This window comes from Streptosporangium sp. NPDC003464 (assembly GCF_053588315.1).
In genome coordinates this window covers 46,293-66,222 of record NZ_JBSFPS010000004.1, presented here as the reverse complement: position 1 = coordinate 66,222, position 19,930 = coordinate 46,293, and the positions used below count along the sequence as shown (strand labels likewise).

The 19,930-nt window shown below is 72.2% G+C and carries 20 protein-coding genes and 1 pseudogene; 14 read left to right on the top strand and 7 right to left on the bottom strand.

Features of this window, described 5'->3' with window-relative positions:
* Window positions 1-5: 5 nt before the first annotated feature.
* Window positions 6-359, bottom strand: a complete 354-nt coding sequence (locus tag ACWDS7_RS01775) for a helix-turn-helix domain-containing protein (RefSeq protein ID WP_451927662.1) — start codon at window positions 357-359, stop codon at window positions 6-8.
* A gap of 200 nt (window positions 360-559) precedes the next feature.
* Here ACWDS7_RS01775 and ACWDS7_RS01770 point away from each other — a divergent pair, with 200 nt between their 5' ends.
* Window positions 560-1,609, top strand: a complete 1,050-nt coding sequence (locus ACWDS7_RS01770) for a M20 metallopeptidase family protein (RefSeq protein ID WP_451927661.1) — start codon at window positions 560-562, stop codon at window positions 1,607-1,609.
* A gap of 251 nt (window positions 1,610-1,860) precedes the next feature.
* On the opposite strand, the gene ACWDS7_RS01765 is transcribed toward ACWDS7_RS01770, so the two are convergent.
* Together ACWDS7_RS01765 and ACWDS7_RS01760 are read right to left on the bottom strand one after the other, a co-directional pair.
* Entirely contained in the window at window positions 1,861-2,085 is a 225-nt protein-coding gene (locus ACWDS7_RS01765; RefSeq protein WP_451927660.1) for a hypothetical protein, read from the bottom strand.
* A gap of 36 nt (window positions 2,086-2,121) precedes the next feature.
* Complete coding sequence (locus tag ACWDS7_RS01760) at window positions 2,122-2,928, bottom strand: hypothetical protein (RefSeq protein WP_451927659.1); 807 nt, start codon at window positions 2,926-2,928, stop codon at window positions 2,122-2,124.
* A gap of 174 nt (window positions 2,929-3,102) precedes the next feature.
* On the opposite strand from ACWDS7_RS01760, the gene ACWDS7_RS01755 reads away from it, so the two are divergent.
* The 6 genes and pseudogenes from ACWDS7_RS01755 to ACWDS7_RS01730 all read left to right on the top strand — a co-directional run bounded on the left by ACWDS7_RS01755 (window position 3,103) and on the right by ACWDS7_RS01730 (window position 9,642).
* A complete protein-coding gene (locus ACWDS7_RS01755; RefSeq protein WP_451927658.1) occupies window positions 3,103-4,239 on the top strand; it encodes a sensor histidine kinase in 1,137 nt (378 codons plus the stop codon).
* Window positions 4,240-4,274: 35 nt separating this feature from the next.
* Complete coding sequence (locus tag ACWDS7_RS01750) at window positions 4,275-5,009, top strand: response regulator (protein ID WP_451927657.1); 735 nt, start codon at window positions 4,275-4,277, stop codon at window positions 5,007-5,009.
* A gap of 96 nt (window positions 5,010-5,105) precedes the next feature.
* Window positions 5,106-5,843, top strand: a complete 738-nt coding sequence (locus ACWDS7_RS01745; protein ID WP_451927656.1) for a class I SAM-dependent methyltransferase — start codon at window positions 5,106-5,108, stop codon at window positions 5,841-5,843.
* Between the two features lie 224 nt (window positions 5,844-6,067).
* A pseudogene (gene thrS, locus ACWDS7_RS01740) lies at window positions 6,068-7,300 on the top strand (threonine--tRNA ligase); the annotation flags it as partial.
* Between the two features lie 108 nt (window positions 7,301-7,408).
* Complete coding sequence (locus ACWDS7_RS01735; RefSeq protein ID WP_451927655.1) at window positions 7,409-8,770, top strand: acyltransferase family protein; 1,362 nt, start codon at window positions 7,409-7,411, stop codon at window positions 8,768-8,770.
* Between the two features lie 278 nt (window positions 8,771-9,048).
* Entirely contained in the window at window positions 9,049-9,642 is a 594-nt protein-coding gene (locus ACWDS7_RS01730) for a flavoprotein (RefSeq protein WP_451927654.1), read from the top strand.
* An 88-nt stretch (window positions 9,643-9,730) separates the two neighbouring features.
* On the opposite strand, the gene ACWDS7_RS01725 is transcribed toward ACWDS7_RS01730, so the two are convergent.
* The 4 genes from ACWDS7_RS01725 to ACWDS7_RS01710 form a co-directional block, all read right to left on the bottom strand.
* Window positions 9,731-10,324 (bottom strand): DUF3995 domain-containing protein, encoded by a 594-nt coding sequence (locus ACWDS7_RS01725; protein ID WP_451927653.1) that lies wholly within the window; start codon window positions 10,322-10,324, stop codon window positions 9,731-9,733.
* Between the two features lie 131 nt (window positions 10,325-10,455).
* Complete coding sequence (locus ACWDS7_RS01720; RefSeq protein WP_306859786.1) at window positions 10,456-10,959, bottom strand: hypothetical protein; 504 nt, start codon at window positions 10,957-10,959, stop codon at window positions 10,456-10,458.
* 11 nt (window positions 10,960-10,970) lie between these two features.
* Window positions 10,971-11,468 (bottom strand): hypothetical protein, encoded by a 498-nt coding sequence (locus tag ACWDS7_RS01715; protein ID WP_306859784.1) that lies wholly within the window; start codon window positions 11,466-11,468, stop codon window positions 10,971-10,973.
* Between the two features lie 132 nt (window positions 11,469-11,600).
* Complete coding sequence (locus ACWDS7_RS01710) at window positions 11,601-12,743, bottom strand: leucine-rich repeat domain-containing protein (protein ID WP_451927652.1); 1,143 nt, start codon at window positions 12,741-12,743, stop codon at window positions 11,601-11,603.
* 331 nt (window positions 12,744-13,074) lie between these two features.
* Here ACWDS7_RS01710 and ACWDS7_RS01705 point away from each other — a divergent pair, with 331 nt between their 5' ends.
* From ACWDS7_RS01705 to ACWDS7_RS01675, 7 genes are all read left to right on the top strand, one after another.
* Window positions 13,075-14,880, top strand: coding sequence for a glycosyltransferase family 2 protein (locus tag ACWDS7_RS01705; RefSeq protein ID WP_451927651.1), 1,806 nt, complete (start codon window positions 13,075-13,077; stop codon window positions 14,878-14,880).
* 69 nt (window positions 14,881-14,949) lie between these two features.
* Window positions 14,950-15,981, top strand: a complete 1,032-nt coding sequence (locus ACWDS7_RS01700; protein ID WP_451927650.1) for an energy-coupling factor ABC transporter permease — start codon at window positions 14,950-14,952, stop codon at window positions 15,979-15,981.
* Window positions 15,981-16,745, top strand: a complete 765-nt coding sequence (gene cbiQ, locus ACWDS7_RS01695; protein ID WP_306859775.1) for a cobalt ECF transporter T component CbiQ — start codon at window positions 15,981-15,983, stop codon at window positions 16,743-16,745. Before ACWDS7_RS01700 ends, cbiQ begins: the two co-directional genes overlap by 1 nt.
* Complete coding sequence (locus ACWDS7_RS01690; RefSeq protein WP_306859773.1) at window positions 16,742-17,473, top strand: energy-coupling factor ABC transporter ATP-binding protein; 732 nt, start codon at window positions 16,742-16,744, stop codon at window positions 17,471-17,473. Before cbiQ ends, ACWDS7_RS01690 begins: the two co-directional genes overlap by 4 nt.
* 149 nt (window positions 17,474-17,622) lie before the next feature.
* Window positions 17,623-17,961 carry an STAS domain-containing protein gene (locus ACWDS7_RS01685; protein ID WP_306859771.1) on the top strand — a complete coding sequence of 113 codons (339 nt, stop codon included), beginning with the start codon at window positions 17,623-17,625 and terminating at the stop codon, window positions 17,959-17,961.
* A gap of 47 nt (window positions 17,962-18,008) precedes the next feature.
* On the top strand, window positions 18,009-18,782 hold the full coding sequence (locus ACWDS7_RS01680; protein WP_451927649.1) for an SDR family oxidoreductase: 774 nt from the start codon (window positions 18,009-18,011) through the stop codon (window positions 18,780-18,782).
* A gap of 9 nt (window positions 18,783-18,791) precedes the next feature.
* On the top strand, window positions 18,792-19,556 hold the full coding sequence (locus ACWDS7_RS01675; protein ID WP_306859767.1) for a crotonase/enoyl-CoA hydratase family protein: 765 nt from the start codon (window positions 18,792-18,794) through the stop codon (window positions 19,554-19,556).
* The last annotated feature ends 374 nt before the right edge of the window (window positions 19,557-19,930 follow it).

Below are 19,930 nucleotides of genomic sequence, written 5' to 3'. Positions count from 1 at the left end.
CCGCGCTACGCGGCCAGAGCGTACGCCGAGCAGGTGGCACCTCTCGACGTGCTGCTCTGAGCGGACCGCAAGCTCTCGGCAACGGCAAGGGTCAGATCGATCAGGGTGACATCCAGCGCGCCGGCGACCGCAGCGATCATTTCGCTCGACGGCTCCTTGACGCCTCGTTCCATCTCGGAGAGATACTGCGGCGAGACGCCGGCGCGACGCGCCGTCTCGCTCAACTTCTCGCCCCGCTCGTGACGGAGATCTCTGAGACACTCACCGAGCGCGTGCCGCCACAGCGGCTCGCGAGCCGGAGACGGCTTAGGGGCGGTCCGATCGATCGCCAGACGTAGCGGCGGGACAGAGGAGGCCATGCCTCACCATAGATAGACGGCGCGTCCGAGTTCTGCCTGCTTCGCGCAGAGCGGAACCGTCCCCGCCTCCTCCGTCCCGCCCCGGTGCGACTTGGTCGTCGCGTCCGGCTCACCGCTCGTGTGACCCCCTCGCCGGAGGTGGGCTGGTGAGTGAGGGCATGCCGGAGGGGCCGGCGGATTCCCTGTGACAACATCCCGCCATGAGGCATGCCGAACTGATCGAATTACGGCGCGAGATCCACCGGCACCCCGAGCTGGCCGGCGCGGAGCGACGTACCGCGGCCCTGGTCGCCGATGCCCTGCGCGGAGCGGGCCTGGATGTCCGGACGGACGTGGGCGGGCACGGCGTGGTGGCGATCCTGGACGCCGGGGACGGGCCCGCGATCGGCTACCGGGCCGACCTGGACGCGGTCGCCGTGCCGGGTGGGGCGGCCCACCTGTGCGGGCACGACGTGCACACCGCGATCGGGGTGGGCGTCGCGCGGGCCCTGGCGCGCGAGCAGACCTCAGGCCGGGCGGTCTTCTTCTTCCAGCCCGCCGAGGAGACCTGCGAGGGCGCCCGTGCCATGATCGGCGACGGTGCCCTGGACCCGGTCCCGCCGCGGGAGGTCTACGCGCTGCACTCCTGGCCGTTGCCCGTCGGGAGGTTCGGGGTAGCGCCCGGGTTCGGGTATCCGGGTCAGGACATCTTCCGGATCGAGGGCCTGTCGCCCGAGGAGGCGCGGCGGTTCGAGAGTCTGATCGAGGGCCTGTCGACGGTGACCCCGCCGGCCGGCCCCGACGACCTCACCCGACTGGCGGGGGACCTGCAGACCCCCGACGGCCCGCTGACGAGCTTCGTCCACGCCCAGGTCCACCGCGAGGAGGACGCCGTGCAGGGCTGGGTGCGGGCCTGGCCCGACAGCCGTTACGAGGAGATCCGGACGCTGCTCCGCTCGCAGGCCGGGCCACGCATACGGTTCCTCGGACGCCACCCGACCCTGGTCAACTCACCGGAACACGCGCTGGCCGGCGCGCGCCACCTGAACGCCACTGTGTTCCACGCGTCCTATCCCTTCAGCGGGGAGGATTTCGGGCTGTTCCTGGAACGGGCGCCGGGAGCGATGTTCTTCTTCGGAGTGGGCGAGCAGGGGGTTCCGCACGCCGCCGACTTCGTGGTGGACGAGAGCGCCATCGGTCTTGGCGTCGACGCGATGACCGGATTCCTGCGCACCCGCAGCGAGCAACTCTCCTTGACCCTCAACGCGTGAACTCATGAGCCCGCGCCACATCCATGGCGGCAACGCGCAGGTCAGCACCGTCCCGGACGGCCGGCCGATCTGGATCTCATCATCCCGCGCATCGCTCGCCGCGGGATCGAGTCCAGCCGACGCCTGGGCCCGAGCGCCGCGGGGATGTGGCCGGACGTCTCAGTCCGGGGCGACCCGACCGGCCGCACCGGACGCGGCCAGGGGCCCCGGAGCGTTCTCGGGCTCCGGGGCCTCCTCGTGCGCATCGGCTACTACGGGGTGTGCAGGTACCAGCGGCCGTTCCGCAGGAAGCAGTAGGCGCCGCTCTGGGCGCCGCCGTACGCTGACGCCGCCATCGAGCACTGGCGCAGGTCCCAGTAGGGACCGTAGGTGGCCGCCTGCGCCGTGGCGGGGACGGCGAGGGCGGCGGCGAGGGTGGCGAGGGTAAGGGTGACGCCCACGGCTGCGCGGCGGAGCGTGTTCATATGGAAGGTCATGGACCGAACGGTAGAAGCCGCTCCCCTGTCCGGGCGTCAAAGCGGTCTTTGATTCCGGGTCATCCGCCAGGGGGACTTTTCGGCCTCAGGGCCTTCGACTCCCGGCTGACGTCGCACCCCGTCTCGGCCGTGCTGTGACCCGCCGGTCCGGGGCGAGGGGGACGCAGGGGTCCGGCCGCGACGTGGGTCACGCGTCCGCGGGGACCACTCCGTGTCGGGCATGCGGATGATCGCGACGCCGACGGCGCCGAAGGCGGCCATCAGGATGACCGGGCCGCCGAGGCCCAGGACGAGGTTCCACGCGCTCGCGCCGAAGACCCAGACGACGAGGCCCACGAGCACACTCGCCGGGAACCACCATCCCGCCCGGCCGGAGCGGGCGTACGCGACCGCGATGAGGACCAGCCCCAGGAAGGAGCCGATCAGTCCGGGCATCTGCCAGGCGGCGATCATCGCGGGCTGTGCCGCGTCCTGCATGAGCTTCTCGGCCTGTGCCACCGGCAGGGCCTGGAAGAGGACGATGTCGAAGAAGTCCGAGATCATCAGGGACGAGAAGTTGATGAGGCCGATGACCGCGACCACGCCCGCGATGTTGGCCAGCACCGCGCCCTTGCCCCGTACGAGGTGAACCAGGCCGATCACACCGGGTACGAACAGCACCCAGGCGTAGTGGAGGAGCGTCGCGCTGACACCCACGGCACCCGGGTTGTGCGCGTACGCCAGGGGGTCGTCGACCCCGGGCTTGGAAGGGTCGGTGACCATACCGAGGAGCAGGCAGAGCGGGGCGAGGATGAGGCTCGTGCCCGCGGCGACGCGGCGGAAGGAGCCGGCATTGGAAAGCATGCGGTGGACCGTATGGACCGGTCCTCCGTTCCGTCGTCAAAGCGGTCTTTGATGTGTCGTCCCCCTGCGGACTGATTCCGCCCGCGCTGTCGTAACCGATGCCGGGGCCGGGGGACGCGTTCAGGAGAGGGACGGCGGAATGGCGCACGTCATGGCCACGGTTACCCTCGGAGGGTGCGCTACCGTCGTCCCCCCACGCCCGTCGACTGGCTCGTCGCGGCGGTCGTGGCCCTGTTCGCGGTCGCGGAGGAGGCCAGCGGACGCCCGATGACCCCCTCCAGGGAGCACTTCTCCCTGTGGATCGCCGCCGGGGTCGTCGCCGCCGTCGGGGTGCTGTTCCAGCGCCGCGCCCCCTTCACGATCCTGGCCGTCTATTCGGCCGCCAACGTGGCGATGCTCGCCCTGTCGTGGGAGAACGGCGCGGCCTGGCAGTTCTACACCCAGCTCGTGCTGCTGTTCACGCTCCTGTCGGAGGTCGGTCCGCGCAGCGCGAAGGCTGCCGCCGGACTGGTCGCGACCGGGGTGTGCGTGACCTTCATGATCCTCACCGCGTCGCCTCCGGCCGGATGGGGTGGCGTCGCCGTGGCCCTGGTGATGTGCGCGATCGCGGCGGGGGCGGGCCTGGCCGTACGCCGTCACCGGGTGCTCGCCGTGCAGGCGGCCGAACGGGGGGAACTGCTGGCCCGCGAGGCCGTGTCGCATGAGCGTGCCCGCATCGCCCGCGAACTGCACGACATCGTCGCCCACAGCGTCAGCGTGATGACCCTGCAGACCGCAGGCGTACGGCTGACGCTGCCCGAGGACCGGGAACGGGACAGGCGGATACTCGCCGCGGTGGAGGAGACCGGCCGGGGGGCTCTGGAGGAACTGCATCGCATGCTCGGCCTGCTCCGCGGGCCGCAGGCCGACGAGCCGTCGCGGCAGGTCGGTCTCCACCGGCTGGACGAGCTGCTGGAGCAGGTGCGGTCGGCGGGGCTCGACGTGACGCTCGACACGCGGGGCGATTCGGTGCCGCTGCCCGCCGGGCTCGACCTGTCGGCGTACCGGATCGTCCAGGAGGCGCTGACCAACACGCTCAAGCACGCCGGCCCCACACAGGTGACGGTGAGCGTCGCCTATGACCCGGGGCAGCTCCGGCTGGAGATTCTCGACCGGGGTCCGCGGGAGACGCGTGCGCAGGCGGGGACGCCCGGGAAGGGCGGGCACGGCCTGATCGGCATGCGGGAGCGGGTCGCGCTGTTCCAGGGCACGTTCACCGCCGCCCCGCTCGCCTCCGGGGGCTTCGGCGTGCGGGCGGTGCTCCCCCTGTGAACGCCGTGGACGCCGCAGGCGGCCCGGAGCGCTCCGTGTCCCCTTCTCACCCGCCGGCTCCGGCGGACACCGGGACCTCCGGTGCCGGGGCCGCCGGGGCGGGCGGGATCGGCATCCTGATCGCCGACGACCAGGCGATGATCAGAGCCGGGCTGAGGCTGGTGATCGACTCCCAGCCGGACCTGACCGTGCTCGGCGAGGCGTCCGACGGGGAACACGCGGTGGAGCGTGTCCGGAGCCTGCGTCCCGACGTCGTGCTGCTCGACATCGAGATGCCCCGGATGAACGGGCTGGAGGCGGCCCGCCGGATCCTCGCCATGCCGCACCCGCCGCGGGTGATCATGCTGACGACGTACGACACCGACGAGAACCTCGACAGCTCCCTGCACGCCGGGGTCAGCGGCTTCCTGCTCAAGGCGTCCCCGCCCGAACACCTGTTCGCGGCGGTCCGCAGCGCCGCACGGGGGGACGTCCTGCTCGACCCCGCCGTGACCGGGCGGGTCGTCGACGCCTACCGCCGTACGGCGCCGCCGGCGCCGCGGGCCACCGGGCTCACCGCCCGGGAGGAGCAGGTGCTGCGGCTGGTGGCGCAAGGACTGTCCAACGCTGAGATCGCCGGCACGCTGTTCATCACCGAGGCGACCGTGAGCACCCACATCAACCGCCTGCTGGCCAAACTCGTCCTGCGCGACCGTGCTCAGGCCGTCCGGTACGCGTACGAGTCGGGCATCGTCCGCCCCGGGGGGCCACTGGACGGCCGGAGCGGCTGAGGCGATCAGGGAACGGACACGGGCGACGTGGAGCGCTCCGTTCCGTGAATCGGTTGGGCGGTAAATCGGTTGGGCCGGACAGGGGCCGCCTGAATAATGCTGCGGGTGTTTACCGATGCCGATGTCGCGGCGCTGTATGACGTGCTCAATCCGTGGAACGCCGAACGGCCGGACTCCGCCTTCTTCAACGACCTGGTGATGTCCGCGCAGGCCGTACTGGATGTGGGATGCGGCACCGGGAGCATGCTGCACCAGGCCCGGGAGATGGGTCACGCCGGGCGGCTGGTGGGGCTGGACCCGGACCGGGCGGCGCTGGAGCGGGCCCGGCGGCGGACCGACGTCGAATGGGTCGAAGGGGTCGCGGCGGACGCGGCCTGGGACCGGGAGTTCGAGCTGGCGACCATGGCCAGCAACGCCTTCCAGTGCTTCGTGACCGATGAGGAGATGCGCTCGTCCCTGGTCGCGATCCGGGCGGCCTTGCGGGAGGGCGGGCGGTTCGTGTTCGAGACGCGCCATCCGCAGGCGAGGGCCTGGGAGGGGTGGAACCCCGGCAACGCCACCGAGGTGGTGGACGGGTCGGGGCGCAGGCTCCGGGTGTCGCACACCGTCGAGTCGGTGGCCGGGGGCGTCGTGTCCCTGACCGAGACGACCAGCGAGGCGGACGGCGAGGTGCTCTGGGTCGATCGGGGAAACCTGCGCTTCCTGGACGTCCCCGAACTGCGCGGGTTCCTGGACGAGGCCGGGTTCGTGGTCGAGGAGCAGTTCGGGGACTGGACGCGCGGGCCGGTCACGGACAGTAGCCGGGTGATCATCATGATCGCCCGGCGGGCCTGAGGACGCACCCGCCGCCGGATCGCGCGGCCGCGGCGTTCCCCGCCGGGAACGGCCCTGTGGAGATCGCCGGGCTTCTGTTACCGTTACCCGCATGAAGCGCGCTGCCATGACGACGACGCCGGAGAGTGTCCCGGCGCGCTGACAGCTGACTTAGTCCGAAGCCCCGGGGCGAGTGCCCCGGGGCTTCGTCTTGCGGTCACTCGCCCGATGTCCGCGAGGAGACCGCAATGCACGACCACCGCAAGCTCGGCCGCGAGCTGGGCCTGTTCGACACCGACCCGCTGATCGGCGCGGGGCTGCCGTACTGGCTGCCCGACGGCGCGGCCGTACGGCACACCCTGGAGGAGTACATCCGCACCGCGGAGCGGCGGGCGGGCTACCGGCACGTGTACTCGCCGGTGCTCGGCAAGCGGGAACTGTACGAGATCTCGGGACACTGGTCGCATTACAGCGACGACATGTTCCCCCCGATGGACCTCGGCGGTGAGCAGGTCGTCCTGCGGCCGAGCCTGTGCCCTCACCACGCGGTGATCTACCGCTCCCGCTCCCACAGCTACCGCGAGCTGCCCCTGCGCATGGCCGAGCTGGGCGGCATGTACCGCTCCGAGCTCTCGGGCGTGCTCGGCGGGCTGACCCGCGTCCGGGCCATCCAGCTCAACGACGCGCACATCTTCTGCACCCTGGACCAGGTCGCAGAGGAGGCGCGGGCCGCCCTGGAGATGATCCGCCGGGCGTACGAGGCGCTCGGCATCAGCCCGGCCCGCTACCGGCTCTCCCTCCCGGGCCCCGGCGGGAAGTACGTCGCCGCTCCCGAGATGTGGCAGCGGTCCACCGCCCTGCTGACCGAGGTCCTCGACCGCTCCGGCCTGCCCTACGAGGCAGCCGAGGGAGAGGCCGCGTTCTACGGCCCCAAGATCGACGTCCAGGTCGCCGACGGCGCCGGCCGGGAGTCCACCCTGTCCACCGTCCAGGTCGACTTCCACCAGCCCGAGCGGTTCGACCTGCACTACATCGGTGCGGACGGCGCGAAGCACCGGCCGGTCATGGTCCACCGCAGCATCATCGGCAGCGTGGAGCGGGCCGTGGCCCACCTCATCGAACAGCACGGCGGCGCCTTCCCCGCCTGGCTCGCCCCCACCCAACTGGTGATCCTCCCGGTCTCCGAGGCCGAGTTGCCGGACGCCGCGGCGCTCACCCGGCGATGCGCCGAGCTCGGGTTGCGGGCCGAGCTCGCCGGGCCGGAACGCGGCAGCCTGGGCGCCCGCATCCGGGAGGCCCGCCTCGTGCCCTACCAGGCCGTCATCGGCGCCAGGGAGGCCGCCGACGGCCACGTCGCCCTGCGCCTGCGTGACGGACGCCGTCTCGACCCGCGGCCCGCCGCTGACGCCCTCACCCGCATCGGCGCCCTCGTCGAGGCGCACAGCACCGACCTGTGGGACGGCGCCGCCCGCGCATAACGGGCGGCACGGCGGGCGACCAGCCGACATGACGTGGATGATGGCCGGGCAGGCCGCTTGACATGACGTGGATGGAGGAATGCTCTCATCATGTCAAGCGTCGGTGGCATGGCAGCGCAGCCTGTCCGGGCCGTTCAGCGGATGACGCGGCGGGTGCGGCGGCTGGCCGAGCGGACGCCGCCGCAGCGGGAGCGCCATGTCGACCTGCTGCGCGCCGTCGCGATCACGGCGGTCGTCGTCGGGCACTGGCTGGTGATCTACGTGGCCCGCGACGGCGCGGGCTTCCGGGGCGGGAACATCCTTGAGGTCGCCCCGTGGACCCGTCCGCTGACCTGGCTGTTCCAGGTGATGCCCCTGTTCTTCCTGGTCGGCGGCTTCGCGAACGCCGCGTCCTTCGTCTCCCACCTCGGGCGGGGCGGCAACGCCACGGGCTGGGTGCTGGGCCGGACCGCCCGGCTGCTGCGCCCGACGACGATTTTCCTGGGTGGGCTGACGGTGGCGGCCGTGACGGCCGGGCTCCTGGGAGCCACGCCCGCCCTGATCGGCGCGGCGGTCTGGCTGGCCGGGATCCCGCTGTGGTTCCTGGTCGCCTACCTCGCCGTGATGGTCCTCACCCCGCCGATGTACGCCCTGCACCGGCGGGCGGGTCTGGCCGTGCCGATCGTCCTGGCGGTCCTGGTCGGCGCGGGCGACCTGGCCCGTCTGGTGCTGAACGTCCCCTATGCGGGTCAGGCGAACTACCTGCTCGGCTGGCTGGCCGTGCACCAGCTCGGCTTCGCCTGGCAGGACGGGCGCCTGCCGTCCCGGCGGAGCGTGGCTCTGCCGATGGCGGCGGCCGGGGCCGTCGTCCTCGTGCTCCTCACGGTGGTCGGCCCCTATCCGGTCAGCATGGTGGGGTTCGGGGAGAAGATAGAGAACACCTCTCCGCCCACGCTGGCCCTCCTTGCCCTGGCCGTCACCCAGACGGGAATCGCCCTGTGGATGAGGGACCTGGGGAACCGGTGGTTGCGGCGGCCGGGGCCGTGGACCGTCGTGGTGGCGGTCAACATGGTGATCATGACGCTCTTCCTCTGGCACATGACCGCCGTGGTGATCGGCGTCCTGGTGCTCCACGCGACGGCGGTGATGCCCGAGGCCACGCCCGGGTCGGCGTTCTGGCTGCTGCTGCGCGTCCCCTGGCTCGCCTGCCTGGCGCTGATCCTCGCCCTTCTCGTCGCGGTGTTCGGGCGGTTCGAGCGGCGTACGGGGCCCCGGGCCGATCCCGTGGGCGCGGTGAGGGGCGTGTGGCCCGCCGCGCTGACGATCGCCGGGGTCGGCGCCGTGCTCGCCGGGCTGCTGTCCCTGGCCCTCGCCGGCCTGGACTACCACGGGGTGACGGGCCTGCCCGTGCGGGTGCTGGCCGCATACTTCGGCGGTGTCGCCGTCCTGGGGGCCGTCCGCCGGCGGTACGCGCGTCCGGCGCGGGAGTGACCGGGGCGGGCCGGGCGGGGCCTCGGTGCTGTCGACCAGCTCGCAGCCGGCCGGGGGAGCCCCACACAGGGACTGTCCGCGGCGCTCCCCGGATTGCCGGGAGACACCGGATCCTCACCCTCGGACCCGTGGGTGGCGATCGGACGGGTGTCGCATACTCTCGCCAGATGGACACCGACCGCTCCGGCGCCCTCCGGACCGTCCGTGACCTCCCGCCCGAACCCCCGGCCGGCGTCCGCCGCCGAGCCCGCCGGCCCGCCGAGACGTCTGGAGCGCGCGTGAGCCCCACCGGCAAGGTCCTCTATGTAATCGTGTGCGCCGCGGGCCCCGCCGCCGGCGTCGGCCGTCTCGTCACGATGGCCCAGGAGGAAGGCTGGGCCGTCCAGATCGTCGCCACCCCGCAGGCACTGGACTTCGTCGACGCCGACGCGCTGGAGGCGCAGACCGGCCGCCCCGTACGGAGCAGATACCGCAAGCCGGGCGAGCCCAAGCCGCCGCGGCCCGACGCCGTCATCGTCGCCCCCGCGACCTACAACACCATCAACAAGAGCGCCCAGGGCATCGCCGACACCTATGCCCTCGGCCTCCTCTCCGAGGCCACGGGGCTGGGCATCCCCGTCGTGGTGCTGCCGTGCCTCAACAGCGCGCTCGCCGCCCGCCTCCCGTTCCGGCACAGCGTCGAGAGGCTGCGGGCCGAGGGCGTGCGGGTGCTTCTCGGCCCCGGGGAGTTCGAGCCGCACGGCCCCGACTCGGGGGACGACCGCACCGACAGCTATCCGTGGGGGCTCGCCCTCGCCGAGCTGAACCGGCTCGCCCGTCCCTCCGGCCGGGGAGCGCCGTCGCCGGAGCCGGAGAGCGCGTCCGCGGGCTAGGGAGCTCGGAGGGGGACCCGTCCGTAGATGTAGATAGGGAGGCCCGTAGGGACACGTCCGCGGGCGGCTCTCCGCCGGGTGGGGCCGGTCATCCGATGCCCATGACCATCAGCGCCACTGACAGGCCCAGCGCGCCGACCCCGCCGACCGCGCCGGCGACCGCCGTGCCGCGCCGGTCGGTCAGACCGCGCCGCTGAACGCGGGCGGCCAGGACGAACAGGAGGCCGCCGGCCATGAACCACGGCCCCCACAGGTAGGTGTACCAGCGGATCACCGGCAGGAGCTCCGGCGCGATCCCGGTGCCGTCGAGCTGCAGGAGCAGCCCCTGCACGACGAACAGCCCGCCGTGCCACAGCAGCAGCACCCCGGCGCCCCAGGCGGCGAACTGCAGGAGCCGGCTCATGCCCGTGCCCCAGCGGCGCACCAGGGCGAGCCCCAGCACCCCGCCGACGACCTTGAGCGCGCCGGTGACCCACAGGACCACGATGAACCAGGTGACCCCGTCCTGCACCAGCCTGACCAGCGAGGGGGAGATCGTCGTGGTCACGCCGGCGGTGCCCCCCAGCGCCCAGTAGAAGCTGGGCAGGGCGAACAGGAGCCCCCACGCCGCCGCGCCGTACCCCGCCCATGCCGCGCGGCGCGACCGCGCCGCCGTCGTCCCGTCGACCTGTGAAGCCGTCATACCCCCGATGGTCACGTCAGGTCCCGTCCGGGACCTCCCGCCGTGGGGTGATCTCCCTCCCCCGCCGGAGGGAGGGAGATCACCGGCTCAGGCGCGGTCCCGGACCGCCGCGGCGGTCCGGGACGCCGGCGTCAGGCGGGCTCCAGGCGGGCCACCAGCCGGTAGGAGAACCCCTTGCCGGCCGGGGAGGAGGCGTCGATGTACTGGGTCCCCTCCGTCGGGGTCACCGGGATGCGCAGCAGCAGGTCGTCACCGATGTGGTCGTCCTCCCACACCTCGATCGTGAACGACGCGCCGGGGTAGACCGTCAGGTGGGTGTACGGCCCGGCCGAGCGGGAGGAGGAGCCGGGTGAGCACGCCGAGGCTTCGCTCGTCCACACCCAGCAGGTCCCGACCTTGGTGTCGGCCTCGTCGCCGTTGGTGGGCCAGATGTAGTAGTGGTCGCCGTTCGGCTCCTTGACCTCGACGCGGATCTCGTCCTCGCCGCTCTCCTCCAGGTCGATGGCCTGCAGTGAGCCGAACACGAGTTTCAGGGGCGTCGCGGCGGCCGCTACGGCCTGGGCGGGCGGCGCGAGGGCCGCGGCCAGGGTCAGCGCGGCGGCGGTGGTGACGATCCTGGACAGGATGGTACGCACGTGACTCTCCGTCAGTAGGCGGGCTCTAGGCGGAAATTGAACGCGTAGTGATAGCCGTTGATGTCGGCGTCCTCGCGGAAGTACTGGTTCTCGCTGATCGGCTGGGGCCAGATCGGCACGTTGACCAGCGGGTCGTCCCCCGAGATGTCGTCGTCGTAGAGGGTCACCATCAGCAGCTTGCCGTCGGCCGTGTAGCTGGGCTTGTTGGCGTTGTAGTAGCCCCGGTAGTTGGTCCCCGGAGGACAGCCGTCGCCGCTGATGTAGACGCAGTCGTTGACGGCGACCGACAGGGCGCCGGTGTTGGTCGGGAAGAGCTGGCGGGTCTTCCCGTCGCGCTGGGTCTGCACGTAGATCTCGTCGTGTCCGCTCTCCTCGAGGTTGTAGGCGATGAAGCTCTCCAGGACGACCCTGACCATCGGCGCCGGCTCCGCGTGCGCGGTCCCCCCTGCCAGCAGCGATCCCGCGATGACCGCGACGCTCAGCGAGGCCCGGGCGAATAGGCGATGCATGCTCTCCCCTGTCAACGGCGATGAGGTTCGCCGGACAGCTTGGTCAAGGCGCCTTGTCGATCTCTTGGAAGCCAGTGGTATCGGCCCCGCCCCGCGGGCCCGGCGTCCCGGTGGCCGGCCGGGCCCTGGGCGTCAGCGGAGTACGGCGCAGCCGCGCCCGCTCAGGCGGTGCAGGACCTCCGGGTCGCCGTCGAGCTTGTTCCAGCGGAGGTCGAGCTTCTCCAGCGCGGGCAGGTCGGCGAGGCCGTCGGGGAGCTCGCGGAGCCGGTTGTTGCGCAGGTCCAGGTGGGTGAGGCTGCGCAGCCCGGCGAGGGAGCCGGGCAGGGAGGTGATCGCGTTGTTCCTGAGGTCGAGCTGCCTGAGTCGCGACAGGTCGCCGATCGAGGCGGGCAGGCCGGTGAGGGCGTTGTTCATCAGGTGGAGCTCGCGCAGCTCGCGGAGGCGGCCGATGGTCTCGGGGAGCTCGCGCAGCCGGTTGCCGTAGAGCCGCAGCTCCCGCAGGGCGGTGAGGCCGCCGAGGGCGGCGGGCAGGACGGTGAGGCGGTTGTCGGTCAGGTTCAGGTAGGTCAGCCGGGTGAGCCTGCCCAGGGATGCCGGGACCGTGGTGAAGCGGTTGTCGCTCAGGTAGAGATAGTCGGTGAGGCCGTGGAGGTCGCCGATCGCCTCCGGGACCCGGGTCAGCGCGTTGTGCCCCAGGTCCAGCATGCGCAGCTCGGTCAGCCCGCCGATCGCCTCCGGCACCTCGGTGATGGAGTTCTCCGCGAGGTTCAGGGAGCGCAGGCCGGTCAGCCGCCACAGTGCGGCGGGCACGGAGGTCAGGCCGTTGCCGCCGACGGCCAGGTGCCGCAGGTTCCGGAGCCGGCCGATGGCCTCGGGCAGCTCGCCGATCGCGTTGCCGTACAGGAAGAGCGTCCGCAGCCCGGTCAGTTCGGGGACGCTCTCCGGGAGGCGGGTCAGCGCGTTGCCGTCGAGGTGGAGGTCGCGCAGGGCGGTGAGGCCGCGGAGGTCGGGGAGGTCGCGCAGCCGGTTGCCGTCCAACTGGAGGTGCTCCAGCCGGGGCAGCCGCCCGACCCACGGGGGCAGCTCGGTCAGCTCGTTCCAGGCCAGGTCGACACGGCGCAGCAGGGCCGGGTCGCCGGCGGGCGCCGGGAGCGCGGTGAGCCCGGCGCCCGGGGCGTTCAGCTCGGTCGGCTCGTTCAGCTCGTTCAGCTCGTTCGGCTCGTTCGGCTCGTTCGGCTCGTTCGGCTCGTTCGGCTCGGTCGGCTCGTTCAGCACGGTTCTCCTCCAGGATGCGGGCGTACCTTACCGAAGACGTCCGGGCGCGGCGCGTCCGTGGCCGTGGCGCGGGGCAAGCCGTACGAACCGGCCGCTTTCCACCGGGTGCGGCGATCCCGGCGTGGAGGTGGGGTGACCAAGACGCTGGATCCGCCGCGCACGGAGGGCTCTTGGTCACATACTGAATCGGCATGCAAGCCGATAGTGACCGACGAGGGGCGCGGCGGTGACGGGGATGATCCTTCAGCGAGTCCGCACGGAGGAAGGCGCGGGCCGGTCCGGGACATCCGAGCCACCCGAGATATCCGAGCCGTCCGAGATAGACGTCAGTGTGATCGTTCCGGTCCACAACTGCCGTCCCTATCTCGACAGGTGCCTGACCTCCCTGCTGATCCAGCGGGTCAGCAGGGAGATCGTCGTGGTGGACGACGGCTCCACCGACGGCAGCTCCGAGCTGCTCGACCTCTACGCCGCCCACCACCGCAACGTCATCCGGATCGTCCGGCAGCGCCACTCCGGCGGCGCCGGCCGTCCGCGCAACGTCGGGATCGCGCACGCGCGCGGCAGATACGTGTTCTTCTGCGACGCCGACGACTACCTCGGCCCCGAGGCGCTGGAGCGGATGCTCGCGATGGCCGACCGCAACGGCTCGGACATGGTCCTCGGGAAGATCGTCGGGCATGACCGCAGGGCGCCGGTCTCGATGTTCCGCGAGAGCGCCGACCGGGTGCCGCTCGGGGAGAGCTCGGTCTACAACAGCCTGAGCTGCTTCAAGCTGTTCCGCCGGGAGATGCTGGAGCGCCACGCCATCCGCTTCGACGAGACGCTGCTGGTGGGGGAGGACGTGGTCTTCACCGCCCACGCCTACTGCCACGCGAGGGTGATCTCGGTGGTCGCCGACTACGACTGCTACCACCTGGTCGCCCGGCCCGACGGCAGCAGCATCATGCAGCGGCCGGGCAGCCGCGACCCGGTCTCCTGGCTGCGGATGATCAGGCGGCCGATCGAGCTGGTCGTCGCCCACGTGCGCCCCGGCGCCCTCCGCGACCACCTGCTCCGCCGCCACTTCCGGCTGGACGCCTTCGGCAGCCTCGGCAGGCCCTTCCTGGAGGCAGGGGAGGTCCAGCGCAAGGAGATCGTCGCCGAGGTGGCCGACATGTGCGACCGGTGGCTGACCGACGGCGTCCGCGACCGGCTCCCGCCCATCGACCGCAGCCGCATCGCCGCCCTCCAGGACATCGACCGCCTGGTACGGCTGGCGCACATCGAGTCGGCCGCGGTCCGCCGGGAGCTCACCGAGCTGCGCTGGGACGGGCGGGGCCGGCTGGCGATCTCCGGCCGGGTCGGGCTGAGCGCGCTGGGGCAGGGCGACCGCCCGGAGCTCGTCGTCGGCGGCCTGGCCCTGGTGCTGCGGATGCGGCGCGACGGCGCCGAGCCGGCCGCCGACCTGGTGGTCCCCGTCAGCGGCGGCTGCGACGGGTTCACCGGCCTCGTCGACGTCGGGGAGCTGCCCCCGGGCGTCTGGGACGTCCACGTGACCGTCGAGTGCGAGGGGATCACCCGGCTCGCGCGGCTCGGCGCCGGCCGGGACGGGCGGATCGCCCAGCCGGTGCCCCGCCTGGTCGGCGACGTCATCGCCCTGCCCTACTTCACCCGGCCGCACGGCAACCTCAGCCTCGACGTCGGAGGGCACGTGATGAGCGTGCCGGCCAGCGTGCGGCTGACCCGGACCCGCTGGTCGCTCGGCCACCGGCTGATGCTCGACGGGGAGGTCACCGTCGGCACGGGCACGCCGGGGGCGCACGCCGTACGCCGTCTGGTGTGGCGGGAGCGGTGGTCGGGGCGGGAGCGGCACGAGCGGGTCGCGGCCGGGGCGGGGGGCGTGTTCGTCGCCCGGCAGGCGGCGGGCCGGCTGGGGCCGGGCACCTGGGACGCCTACCTGGAGCTGGATCTGGGGGGCCCGCCCGCCCGGTTCCGGATCGAGGCGGAGGCGGAGGCGATCGTGCCGCCGCGCACGTGGTGGCGGGGGTTGGTGCGGCGGAGCGTGCGGCCGTACGCCACGGCGGGCAAGGGGCGGCTCAGCGCGGTGGTCCGCACGTCCACGCCCCGCACGTTCATGGAGCGGATGGTGCGTTAATGCCACCTTCTTGCAACTACAAGCTCATGGCCTAAAGTAAGGGGCGATTCCGCACTTCGGAGGCTTGTCGTGCACGTACCCGATGGCTTTTTCAACGTAGCCGTGTCGCTCTCAGCCGGGGCCGTCGCGGCCGCCGGCGTCGCGGTCTGCCTGCGCGGCGCCCGCCGGGAGCTCGATGACCGGACCGCCCCCATGGCGGGCCTGGTCGCCGCCTTCATCTTCGCCGTGCAGATGCTCAACTTCCCGGTGGCCGCCGGCACCAGCGGCCACCTCCTCGGCGGCGCGCTCGCCGCGATCCTCGTCGGGCCCTACACGGCCGTCTTGTGCGTGGCCGTGGTCCTGCTCGTGCAGGGCTTCTTCTTCGCCGACGGCGGCCTGACCGCGCTGGGCGTCAACATCACCCTCATGGGCATCGTCGCCGTCCTGGCCGGCTGGGCGGTCTTCCGCCTGATCACCCGGAGCGCGCGGAGCAGGCCCGCCGTCGTCGCCGCCTCCTTCGCCGCCGCGCTGGTCTCGGTGCCCGCCTCCGCGCTGGCCTTCACCCTGCTGTTCTGGATCGGGGGCACCGCGCCCATCGAGGTCGGCACGGTGGCCGCCGCCATGGGCGGTGTGCACACGCTCATCGGCATCGGCGAGGGCCTGATCACGGCGGTCACCGTCAGCACCGTGCTGGCGATCCGGCCCGACCTGGTCTACGGCGCGCGGGGGCTGGCCGCCCCGCTGGTCCTGCGCGGCGCCGACGGCGACGCCGTGGTCTCCCAGGGCGCCCCGGCCCCGGCCGCCGCCCGGCGTCCGGGCTGGTTCCTGCCCGCCGGCGTCGTGGTCGCGGCGCTGCTGGCCGGGATCGTCAGCTTCTACGCCTCCTCCTCACCCGACGGCCTGGAGCGGGTCGCCGAGGACAAGGGCTTCAGCAGCCGGGCCGCCGACCACGCCCTCGGCGAGCAGCCCCTCGCCGACTACGGCGACGTGGGCGGCATCCCGGTCGGCGTGGCCGGCCTGATCGGCGTCGGGGCGACCCTCGCGGTCGGGGGCGGGCTGTTCTTCGCGGTGCGCCGCCGTACCAAGGGCGACAGCGACAGGCGCGAGGAGGTCTCGGCCTAGTGGGCGCCGGTCACCATCACCAGCTCCACCTGCCGGGAGACACGGCCGTCCACCGGCTGCCGCCGCAGTGCAAGCTGGCGGCGGTGGCCTGCTTCGCCCTGGTGGTGGTGGCCACTCCGCGCGAGTGGCTGTGGGCCTTCGGGCTCTACGCCCTGCTGCTGGCCGCGGTGGCGTTGACGGCGCGGATCCCGCCGCCCTTCCTGCTGCGGCGGATGGCGGTCGAGATCCCGTTCGTGCTGTTCGCGGTGGCGCTGCCGGTCATCGGGATCGGCGAGCGGGTGTCCTTCCTGGGGCTGTCGTTCAGCGTCGCGGGACTGTGGGCCGCCTGGAACATCCTGGCCAAGGCCACCCTGGGGGTGGTCGCCAGCGTCCTGCTGGCGGCCACCACCGAGCCCAGGCTGATGCTGCTGGGCGCGCAGCGGCTCAGGCTGCCGCCGCTGCTGGTGCAGATCGCCATGTTCATGCTCCGCTACATGGACGTGATCATCGACGAGATGCGCCGGATGCGGGTGGCCAGGGAGTCGCGGGGGTTCGCGGCCCGAGACGTCCGGCACATCCCGGTCATCGCCAGGTCGGCGGGCGCGCTGTTCATCCGGTCCTACGAGCGGGGCGAGCGGGTGCACCTGGCGATGCTCAGCCGCGGCTACAGTGGCTCGATGCCGGTCATCCAGGACATGTCCGCCTCGTCGCGTCAGTGGCTCGCCGCCGGTATGTTGCCGGGCGCGGCGCTGGTGGTGCTGCTGGGAAGCTGGGGACTGGCATGACGCCCTCTCTTGAGGTGAGCCGCCTGGCTTACGCCTATCCGGACGGCACGCAGGCGCTGTTCGGCGTCGACTTCACGATCGGCCGCGGGGAGCGGGTCGCGCTCCTCGGACCGAACGGCGCGGGCAAGACGACGCTGGTGATGCACCTCAACGGCATCCTGACCGCCGGGCACGGCACGGTGGCGGTGGCCGGGCTGCCGGTGGAGAAGCGCTCGCTCAAGGAGATCCGCAGGCGGGTCGGGCTGGTCTTCCAGGACCCCGACGACCAGCTCTTCATGCCGACCGTCCGGGAGGACGTGGCCTTCGGCCCGGCCAACCTCGGGATCGGCGGCGAGGAGCTGCAGCGCCGGGTCAAGGACGCCCTGGACCGCGTGGGCATGCTGGAGGCGATCGACCGGCCGCCGCACCACCTGTCCTTCGGCCAGCGCCGGCGGGTGGCGGTGGCGACCGTGCTGGCCATGGAGCCGGAGATCCTGGTGCTGGACGAGCCGTCGTCGAACCTGGACCCCGCCTCCCGCCGCGAGCTCGCCGAGATCCTGCGGGGCCTGGACGTGACGGTGCTGATGGTCACCCACGACCTGCCCTACGCGCTGGAGCTGTGCGAGCGCTCGCTCATCCTCTCCGGAGGCGTGATCGCTGCCGACGGGCCGACCCGGGAGATCCTCGCCGACGCCGAGCTGCTCGCCGCCCACCGGCTTGAGCTGCCGTACGGCTTCGCGCCGCCCTGACCGGCTCCGCCGGGCCGTGGGGCGGGGCCGCGGCGCGCGACGGCCGTCCCCCGGCACGCCGATCCGGATCAATGATCGTGGGTCGCATGACTTCGCGTACGGTGATGGCGAAGTAAAGTGGGTCTGCCTCATGGGCGCGAGGAGGACTGATGAAGCTACGGCTGGCTCGCCGCGCCGTTGGTGACGCCGTGGTGGTGGCAGTCGAGGGGGAGCTCGATCTGTTCACCGCCCCGTTCCTGCGAGACGAGGTCCGTGACGCCATCAAGCTCGACAGCCCGAGGCTGGTCCTCGACCTGGCCGCGCTGTCGTTCATGGACTCCAGCGGACTGTCGGTGCTGATCGAGGCATGGCGGCTGGCCACCGGGGAGGGCGGCGGGGTCTGCCTGGCCGCGCCGCAGGGTCCGGTGGCGCGGATCCTGCGCACGACGGGGCTCGACCGGCGGATAAAGGTCTACCCCGACGTCGGCAGCGCCGTGGGAGAGATTTAGCCCACCCCGAGTAGAACTTCATTCGGTATCCGCGTTAAAGTCCGCTCATGGACCTGAACGGAGCAGCAGCAATCATCTCGGGCGGTGCCAGCGGCCTCGGCGAGGCCACGGCCCGCGACCTCGCGGCGCACGGCGTCACCGTGGTCATCGCCGACCTCAACGAGGAGCGCGGCAAGTCCCTCGCCGACGAGCTCGGCGGGGTCTTCGTCAAGACCGACGTCTCCGACGAGGAACAGGTGCAGGCGGCCGTGGACGCGGCCGTGGCGACCGGCAAGCCGCTGCGCATCGTGGTGAACAGCGCGGGCATCGGCTGGGCCACCCGGACGGTGAACCGCGACGGATCGCCGCACGACCTGGCGTCCTACCGCAAGGTCATCGAGGTCAACCTGATCGGCACCTTCAACCTCATGCGCATCGGCGCCGCTGCCGTAGCCAAGACCGAGCCGGTCGACGCGGACGGCCAGCGCGGCGTGGTCGTCAACACCGCCTCCGTGGCGGCGCTGGAGGGCCAGACCGGACAGGTCGCGTACTCGGCGTCCAAGGGCGGCATCGTCGGCATGACCGTCCCGGCCGCCCGCGACCTGGCCGCCGTCGGCATCCGCGTCAACACGATCTGTCCGGGCATCATCGACACCCCCATCTACGGCTTCTCGCCCAACGCCGAGGAGTTCAAGGCCAAGCTCGTGGCGCCGGTGGTCTTCCCCAAGCGCATGGGCCAGCCGTCGGAGTTCGCCCACCTGGTCCGCTCGCTGATCGAGAACGACTACATGAACGCCGAGACCATCCGCTTCGACGGCGGCATCCGCTTCCAGCCCAAGTAGGAGTCACCGGTGTCTGACGAGGTTCTGGTCGATGTCGACGGCGGCGTCGCCGTCATCACGATCAACCGTCCCCAGGCCAGGAACGCCGTCAACGGCGCGGTCGCCCGGGGCATCGCCGCGGCGCTGGACGAGCTGGAGGAGCGCAAGGACGTCTCCGCCTACGTCCTGACCGGGGCCGGCGGCACCTTCTGCGCCGGCATGGACCTGAAGGGCTTCCTCACCGGCGACTTCCCGGTCGTCGAGGGCCGGGGCTTCGGCGGCATCGTCGAGGCGCCGCCGAAGAAGCCGATCATCGCCGCGATCGAGGGCTACGCCCTGGCCGGAGGCTGCGAGCTGGCGCTGGCCTGCGACATCATCGTGGCCTCCGAGGAGGCCAAGTTCGGCCTGCCCGAGCCCAAGCGGGGCCTGGTCGCGGGGGCGGGCGGCATCATGAGGCTGCCGCGGCGCATCCCGTACCACATCGCGATGGAGATCGCCCTGACCGGTGACCACTTCCCGGCCTCCCGGCTGTACGAGGTGGGCCTGGTCAACCACGTCACGCCCGCGGGCGAGGCGCTGGCCAGGGCGCTCGAACTGGCGAAGAAGATCGCGGCGAACGCCCCGCTCGCGCTCGCCGCGACCAAGCGCGTGATCGTCGAGTCCGCCGACTGGAGCGGGGAGGAGATGTTCCGGAAGCAGGGCGAGATCATCAACCCGGTGTTCGGCTCCAAGGACGCGATGGAGGGCGCGGCGGCCTTCGCCGAGAAGCGCGCTCCGGAGTGGAAGGGCGAGTAGCCCTCCGGCGGCCGGTGGTCGCCGGCCGGTGATCGATGATCGGTGATCGGCGACTGTCGGCCACCGGCTGGCGACCGGTGGTCGGTGGTCGATGGTCACCGGCTGGTGACTGGTGATCGGTGGTCGGTGATCGGCGGCTGCTGGCTACCGGCTGGCGACCGGTGGTCGGTGGTCACCGGCGGATGATCGGTGATCTGTGGCCGGTGGTCACCGGCTGATGACCAGTGGTCGGTGGCCGCCGGCCACCGGGTGGCGCCGGCCACCGATCATCGGGCGGCGGGCGGTCCGACGGCCGGAGGTCACAGGTCCGCGGCCGGGTGTGATCGGGATGGTCACGCCCGGCCCATTCATGGCCGGGAGTGCGTACGGTAAAG

Coding starts and splice junctions, on each gene's coding strand:
- ACWDS7_RS01735 (WP_451927655.1), top strand. CDS start 7,409: ATGGCAGCGCAGCCTGTCCGGGCCGTTCAGCGGATGACGCGGCGGGTG.
- ACWDS7_RS01775 (WP_451927662.1), bottom strand. CDS start 359: ATGGCCTCCTCTGTCCCGCCGCTACGTCTGGCGATCGATCGGACCGCC.
- ACWDS7_RS01770 (WP_451927661.1), top strand. CDS start 560: ATGAGGCATGCCGAACTGATCGAATTACGGCGCGAGATCCACCGGCAC.
- ACWDS7_RS01745 (WP_451927656.1), top strand. CDS start 5,106: ATGCTGCGGGTGTTTACCGATGCCGATGTCGCGGCGCTGTATGACGTG.
- ACWDS7_RS01690 (WP_306859773.1), top strand. CDS start 16,742: ATGACGCCCTCTCTTGAGGTGAGCCGCCTGGCTTACGCCTATCCGGAC.
- ACWDS7_RS01715 (WP_306859784.1), bottom strand. CDS start 11,468: ATGCATCGCCTATTCGCCCGGGCCTCGCTGAGCGTCGCGGTCATCGCG.
- ACWDS7_RS01685 (WP_306859771.1), top strand. CDS start 17,623: ATGAAGCTACGGCTGGCTCGCCGCGCCGTTGGTGACGCCGTGGTGGTG.
- ACWDS7_RS01760 (WP_451927659.1), bottom strand. CDS start 2,928: ATGCTTTCCAATGCCGGCTCCTTCCGCCGCGTCGCCGCGGGCACGAGC.
- ACWDS7_RS01680 (WP_451927649.1), top strand. CDS start 18,009: ATGGACCTGAACGGAGCAGCAGCAATCATCTCGGGCGGTGCCAGCGGC.
- ACWDS7_RS01725 (WP_451927653.1), bottom strand. CDS start 10,324: ATGACGGCTTCACAGGTCGACGGGACGACGGCGGCGCGGTCGCGCCGC.
- ACWDS7_RS01765 (WP_451927660.1), bottom strand. CDS start 2,085: ATGACCTTCCATATGAACACGCTCCGCCGCGCAGCCGTGGGCGTCACC.